This window comes from Pseudomonas sp. P5_A2_2 (assembly GCF_054177685.1).
This window is the reverse complement of sequence record NZ_JBGCUL010000185.1, coordinates 1-6,913: the sequence shown is the minus strand read 5'-3', so window position 1 is coordinate 6,913 and position 6,913 is coordinate 1. Positions and strand designations below refer to the sequence as shown.

4 protein-coding genes and 2 pseudogenes are annotated in these 6,913 nt (G+C 59.6%); 2 read left to right on the top strand and 4 right to left on the bottom strand.

Going from position 1 to position 6,913, the window contains the following annotated elements; genetic code table 11:
- Positions 1 to 981 (bottom strand): annotated as a pseudogene (locus tag ACXRVY_RS13360) (hypothetical protein); the annotation flags it as partial.
- A 196-nt stretch (positions 982 to 1,177) separates the two neighbouring features.
- Between ACXRVY_RS13360 and ACXRVY_RS13355 the strand changes: the two are divergent.
- Positions 1,178 to 2,074 carry an NAD(P)-dependent oxidoreductase gene (locus ACXRVY_RS13355; protein WP_223463202.1) on the top strand — a complete coding sequence of 299 codons (897 nt, stop codon included), beginning with the start codon at positions 1,178 to 1,180 and terminating at the stop codon, positions 2,072 to 2,074.
- Here ACXRVY_RS13355 and ACXRVY_RS13350 read toward each other — a convergent pair.
- The gene (locus ACXRVY_RS13350; RefSeq protein WP_458237536.1) at positions 2,031 to 4,247 is read right to left on the bottom strand and encodes a putative bifunctional diguanylate cyclase/phosphodiesterase; all 2,217 of its coding nucleotides are present in this window, start codon (positions 4,245 to 4,247) and stop codon (positions 2,031 to 2,033) included. The genes ACXRVY_RS13355 and ACXRVY_RS13350 overlap by 44 nt on opposite strands.
- A 148-nt stretch (positions 4,248 to 4,395) precedes the next feature.
- Complete coding sequence (locus tag ACXRVY_RS13345) at positions 4,396 to 4,761, bottom strand: YkgJ family cysteine cluster protein (RefSeq protein ID WP_046043993.1); 366 nt, start codon at positions 4,759 to 4,761, stop codon at positions 4,396 to 4,398.
- A 268-nt stretch (positions 4,762 to 5,029) separates the two neighbouring features.
- Here ACXRVY_RS13345 and ACXRVY_RS13340 point away from each other — a divergent pair, with 268 nt between their 5' ends.
- Positions 5,030 to 6,379 (top strand): spinster family MFS transporter, encoded by a 1,350-nt coding sequence (locus ACXRVY_RS13340; RefSeq protein WP_223463204.1) that lies wholly within the window; start codon positions 5,030 to 5,032, stop codon positions 6,377 to 6,379.
- A gap of 164 nt (positions 6,380 to 6,543) precedes the next feature.
- On the opposite strand, the pseudogene ACXRVY_RS13335 reads toward ACXRVY_RS13340, so the two are convergent.
- Positions 6,544 to 6,913, bottom strand: a pseudogene (locus tag ACXRVY_RS13335) (RNA polymerase-associated protein RapA); the annotation flags it as partial.

The window sequence follows — 6,913 nt, the reverse complement described above, 5'->3', positions numbered from 1 at the left end:
GTGCAACGCCTCGGACATTTCACTGCGGTGATCGGAAATGTTCGGCAATACACAGATGCCACTGGTGAAGATCGGTTCGAAGACGAAGGAGTGGCCGCTCTTGCTGTCGTGCTCGTCCATCGGTTTGGTGTCGAACGTCTTGTTCATGTACGAGTGCTGTTGGGCCAGACCGAATTCCGAGGCCATGCCCGAACCGGTACCGCCACCGGCACTGAAGATCGAGAAATACAGGCGCGACTGGTTGGCCTTGATGCCGCAGCTGTCGATCAGGTACGAGTGGATCATCTTCCAGTCAGGGCTGGAGAAACGCTGGGTGTCCTTGTTCAGGATGATCTTGGCCAGGTACTGGCCGAGGATCGGCGCGTTACCGGCACCACCGGCGTGGACTTCCGACAAGTCCATGATTTTCATCTTGCTGTAGTCGCGCAGGAAACCGCTTTTTTCGCCCTTGCGCGAGAAACGGATGCGTCCGGCGATGTCCTTGTCCAGGTCGCCGAGCATCACCAGTGGCTCGACCAGAAACACCGGCTTGGTGTTTTTGTTCTGGCCCAGGCGCAAGTTGTTGCGGATCCACTGGGCCGGGCTGTAGCCCTTTTCGGCAAAACGCTTGTCTGGCGACAGGCGATCTTCGTTGTTGAATTCGTTGAGGTAGAACTTGCGGGCGTTGTACACCAGCTCCGCCACGTCCAGCGCAATGTTCGAGCCGCAGCGGCCCAGGCCGATCAGGCACACCGACGGGAATTCCTGATCGCTGTGCTGTTCGCTGTCGCCTTCCAGGTGCGGTGCGCGCGGGAACACCATGTCGCGCAGGCCGTCGAGGTTGTCGAGGATGCGGTCGGTGTTGGTTTCGGTGAAGTACAGGTATTGCTGGGTTGCCAACGGGCGCGATTGAATCAATGGCTTCGGTGATGACGGGCTGTTGGCCGCGGGGCTCAGCGTCAGATCGGTTACCGCAGTGGCCGGGTTGTTTTTAGAAGTCATTGTTCGCCATCTACCTGGGCTGATTGGTTGGCCGACTCGCAGTCGTCGAACCGTCACGGAATAGAATCGCGTCTTTTTTCAGCGCGTATTTGGACCATGCCTTGGTCCTTGGCCTGAGCATCACTCGGCGTGAATCCTTTCCTGAGTCATGATGGATCGGCCAATATTTGGCGATCTTTAATCAAAAGGAGGCAAAATGATGTCAACGTTACCTTCGCTGGGGTTTGCCGGGGTCGGCCTGATGGGGTTGCCAATGTGCCGGCGCCTGCTGGCGGCGGGTTATCCGCTGGCGGTATGGAATCGCAATCCGGACAAGTGCAAGCCACTGGTGGAGGCCGGCGCACGCCAGGTCGCCAGCCCGGCCGAACTGTGCCAGCACGCTGACGTAGTGATGTTGTGCCTGGCGGATACGTCGGTCGTACGCGAGGTAGTGTTTGGTCCGGCAGGCATTATCGAGGGGGCAAAGAAAGGCCAGTTACTGGTGGACTTTTCCAGCCTGGAGCCCAATGCCACGCGGGAAATGGCCGTAGAACTCGCCGGTAAAACCGGCATGGGCTGGCTCGACACGCCGGTGTCCGGTGGTGTGGTCGGGGCTGAAACCGGGAGCCTGGCCATCATGGTTGGCGGTGACGCGCAGGACCTGGAACGGGTCCGCCCTGTCCTGTTGAACCTGGGGCAGCGTGTGACGCACATGGGCGGTGTCGGGGCAGGGCAGGTGACCAAGGCGTGCAATCAGATGATCGTCGCCTGCAATGCCTTGGTGATTGCCGAAGTGGTCGCGTTGGCGGAACGTTCCGGGGTTGATGCCAGCCTGATCGCCGAAGCGCTGGCCGGCGGTTTTGCCGATTCGAAACCCTTGCAGATCCTCGCCCCACAGATGGCGGAAAACCGTTTCGAGCCGGTCAAGTGGCACGTGCGCACGTTGCTCAAGGATCTGGATACCGCGGTAAAGTTTTCGCGAGAGCAAGGCTCGGCGACACCGATCAGCGGCCTGGCCGCGCAGTTGATGCGCCTGCATGGGAGTCAGGGTTTCCTTGAAAAAGACCCGTCTACATTAGTACAGATGTACCGTGAGCCAGACTCAGCGTCGTGACGGTATAGGCGTGCTTGCGCTGGTTGATTTCGTTCAGCACCGGATGCAGCTCGGCCAATGGCACCGGCCGACTGAGCAAATAGCCCTGAACGAAGTCACAGCCATGGTTTTCCAGGAACTGATATTGCTCGAAGGTTTCGACCCCTTCGGTGACCACTTGCAGGTGCAGGGTATGGGCCATGACGATGATCGCCTGGACAATCTCCATGTCCTGGGTGGCCTTGGGGATGTCCTGGATGAAGGAACGGTCGATTTTCAGCGTGTTGAGGGGCAAGCGCTTGAGGTAGGCCAGGGATGAATAGCCGGTGCCGAAGTCATCGATCGACAGCGACACGCCGAGGGCACGAATCTGTCGCAGCAACATCAGTGTGTTGGCGATATTGCCCATCAAGGCGTTTTCCGTGACTTCCAGTTCCAGGCGGTGGGCCTCCACTCCGGCGGCTCGCAATGCGTACTCGATTTCATCGGCCAGTTCTACGCGCGCCAGGCTCAGGGGCGAGCAATTCACGGCGATCTTGAGGTCTACGCAACCCAGGCGCAACAACTCGCCCAGATCCTCGCAGGCCTTGCGCAGCACCCAGTTGTCCAGTTCGGCGATCAGGCCGTTGGCCTCGGCGATGGCGATAAAACGATCCGGCACGAGGAAACCATGGACCGGGTGTTGCCAGCGGATCAAGGCTTCAAGCTTGCTGATCTGACCGGTCTTGAGGTCATAGATCGGCTGGTAATAGAGCATCAGGCCAGTGTCTTCACGCAAGGCATTGCGCAGTTCTTCTTCCAGTTGCAGTTCCAGTGTGGCGCGGGTTTTCAGGTTGGCGCTGAAAAAGCTCAGGCCGTTGCGGCCACCGCCCTTGGACTGATACAGCGCAAGGTCGGCGTTCTTCAGCAGTTCTTCACACGTCTTGCCATCCTCCGGAAACAGGCTGATGCCGATGCTGGTGGTCATGACCATGCGCCTGCCGGCCAGTTCGATGGGCTCCTTCATTTTCAGCATGATGCGTTGGGCCATCTGCCGCRCCTCTTCACGATCATGCAGGTCGATGAGCAGGCAGAACTCGTCGCCGCCGAAACGCGCGACCACATCCTCGTGACCGCGAACCGAACTCTTGATGTGCCCGGCAAGCACTTTGAGCAGTTCGTCACCGGCATCGTGGCCAAGGCTGTCGTTGATCCGCTTGAAATGGTCGATGTCCAGGAACATGACCGCCAGCATCCCGCCTTTGCTGGTTTTCTCGATGAGTTTTTCGGCGAAGACCTGGTTGAATCCGCGGCGGTTGATCAGGTTGGTCAGCGCGTCGTGGTGCGCCACCTGTTGCAGCGACATGCGCGCCTGGTCCAGCTGGCCGAGCAGGGAGTTGACCCGTTGCAGGTCGTGGTCCTTGCGTTGCAGTTTCTTGTCCGCCAGCGCCGCGCTGATGCTGCTGCCGATGATCAGCAGGGTCATGACCGCCACGGTCAGTGCCAGTTGCAGTTGGCTGTGATCGCCGGTTTGCGCTGGCAGGCTGCCTTCGGGTAGTACCAGGTTGAAGGCGGCCATGGCAGTGAGGTGCATGCTGAGGATGCCAGCCCCGAGCAACAGGCTGGCGCAGTATTTGGTGAGCTGATGCAGCATGCCGGCGCCGTCGCGCAGATACCACGCCAGTAACAAGGCTGCCAGTGCGGCACCGATCGCGATCACGATGGAAAGGGCAAACAGGCCCGGATGGTAATAGACCGAGGCATTGGAGTGCATGGCCGTCATGCCCACGTAATGCATGGTCGCGATACCCAGGCCGATCCCGATCGATGACGTGAGGCACTGTCGCAAACTCAGCTCGGGAAGGCTGAGGGTATGCATGGCCAGCCACGCGGCGAGCAGCGCGATGGTTAGCGAGAACACCGTGACAGGCAGTTGGTAGTGAAGATCGATAGGCGCCTGGAATGCCAGCATCCCGACGAAGTGCATGGCCCAGATACTGCCGGCCAGGCATCCGCTGCCGACCCAGCGCCAGAGCGTTTGGGAAGCGGATTTTTCAGCGTGAGCAACCCGTTCGGCCATGTCCAGTGTCGCGAAGCTGCCGACACAGGCGACCAGATAAGCCAGCAGCACCAGAAAAGGGTCATGTGTGCAGTTAAGTATGAGCTGCCCACTCTCTGGTAGCTCGGTAAGGAAATGCAAACCAAGCCACTCCATAGCATGCCCCCATCGTTATCCATCAGGCCGGCGCAAGGAGCGTCGGCGAATGTCCTGGAGTATAGAGGGCATGGGTGGAGCACAAGTGATAGTGGCACATTGATGCCAATGATTTTGGCATTAGCCTAATAGCGATTAGTGCTAATGCTCAGGCGATTTGCTTCTGAGGCGTCTCGAATGCGGGTTGCAAGGCCGGCAAGCCGAATGCGGCACGGGCCGCGTCGCAATCGGGATTGGCCAGGCCATCGACCCACGATGCGTCGAATTCCCGGCAGGTACTGGAGCGTTTTTCGTAAATCGAGCACTGCACCGTACTGCCCACGTCCCCCACCAGGCTGGTGCAGCGCACGGGTTTGCAGCCGGTGCCGAGCATCGCGACCCGACTGGGGCTGATCTGCTCGACAAGCTCATCGGGTACCGTTCCCCCGGACGAGGCGCATTCCCCCCAGAAAAATGACACGCGAAAATGAGAACAGCAGGCACCGCAATTCAGACACGGACTGGCTTCGGACATGGGCGATTATCGTAAAGAGGGGTGGAGACACAGGGGGGAAACAAGGCCGCTATTCTAGGCTTCGCCAACGGCTTGGGAAGGGGGGGCGAAAGGTATTTTTCAACGACCGGACGGACTGCGAAATACCCGCCCTGCGAAAGCTCCTACAAGTTGCGACCCATGGGTTGGTATCAGCCTGGCGAATAATGAAAGACAGTTGTGGCCGGCCTGTCTAGATTGCAAATTCCGGGGGCAGTGACGCCCCAAAAACAATAAAAGAGACGGACCCATGCAGAACTCGACCCAAGCGGCCAATGCCTGGCGCATTCTGTTCCTGTTGTTCCTGGCCAACCTGTTCAATTTTTTCGACCGCACCATCCCGGCCATCATCATCGAGCCCATCCGCATGGAATGGCACCTCAGTGATTTCCAGTTGGGGATCATCGGGACGGCATTCACCATCGTCTACGCCATTGCCGGCTTGCCATTGGGGCGCATGGCCGATACCGGCTCGCGCAGCAAGCTGATGGGTTGGGGGCTGGCGGTGTGGAGCGGGCTGACGGCCATCAACGGCATGGTGGGCAGTTTCTGGAGCTTCCTGATCGTGCGCATGGGCATCGGTATCGGCGAGGCCAGTTACGCGCCAGCCGCCAATTCGCTGATTGGCGACTTGTTCCCGGCGCACCGCCGGGCTCGCGCCATGGGTATCTTCATGCTCGGGCTGCCGTTGGGGCTGTTGCTGGCGTTCTTCACCATCGGTGCGATGGTCAAGGCCTTCGATAGCTGGCGCGCGCCGTTCTTTATCGCAGCGGTGCCCGGACTGGTCCTCGCGGTCTTCATGTTTTTCATCAAGGAACCGAAACGCGGCGCCGCCGAGAGCGTTCAAGTGTCGCAGGAAAAGATCGACCGGCCGATCCGTCGGGTACTGGCTGTGCCGACCTTCCTGTGGCTGGTCATGGCCGGCCTGTGTTTCAACTTCGCCACCTATGCCTGTAACTCGTTTCTGGTGCCGATGCTGCAACGGTACTTTCTCATGCCGTTGCAGGATGCCGCGGTCGCCACCGGAGTTATTGTCGGCGTGACCGGGTTGGTCGGCCTGACCCTCGGTGGCTGGATCGCGGACAAGATTCACCAGCGGATTGCCAACGGGCGGCTGTTGTTTGCGGCCTTCAGCCTGATGATTTCGACGGTCTGCACCGCGTGGGCGCTGCATTCCGGGCGCATCGAGATCGGTGTGTTTGTCGCCGTCTTCAGTCTCGGTTGGCTGTTCGCCTACAACTTCTACACCTGCGTGTACACGGCGATACAGGATGTGGTCGAGCCGCGGTTGCGGGCGACGGCCATGGCGCTGTTCTTTGCCGGGCTGTATCTGTTGGGCGGCGGTTTGGGGCCGGTGGTGGTCGGGGCCTTGTCGGATCACTTTGCCCACACGGCGATGCTCGAGGCAGGTGCGGAACAGATGACTGAGGCGTTTAAAGCGGTCGGCCTGCATGACGCGATGTACCTGATTCCGGTGGCGCTGTTGTTCACGGTGGTGTTTCTGGTGCTGGCTTCGCGGTGTTTTGTGCGCGATGCCAAGCGGATGAAGGAAGGGTTGGTGGCAGTGATTGAGTCAGAAAATACTGTGGTGACTGCTTAACCGCCATCGCGAGCAAGCTCGCTCCCACAGGTTCTGTGTACGACACGGACACTGTGGGAGCGAGCTTGCTCGCGATGAGGCCGTCAGCAGCACTACTGAAATTGAAGTAAAAAAAAGGCCCGCATCACTGCAGGCCTTCTTTTTATGGCGGTGGAGGAGGGTTGTTAACCCGCCACCAACACCCGAATCGCTTCCAGTCGCAGCGCAGCCTTATCGAGCATGGCCAGGCCTTGCTCGCGTTGTTTGCGCAGGGCAACCAGTTCGCTGTCGCGTACGGTCGGGTTGACCGCTTGCAGCGCGGTCAGGCGTGCCAGTTCTTCTTCGGTATCGGCGGCCAGGCGACGCTGCGCCTCGGCGACACGTTCAGTGTGACGGGGCAGGATCTTCGCTTCACCGGCGTTGATCCGTGGCGTCAACTGGTCACGCTGGGCCTGGATGAACTTGTTGGCGCTGGCACGCGGCACGCTTTCAAGCTGATCGTTCAAGGTTTCGAACGAAACGCGGGCCGACAGGTCGTTGCCATTGGTATCGAGC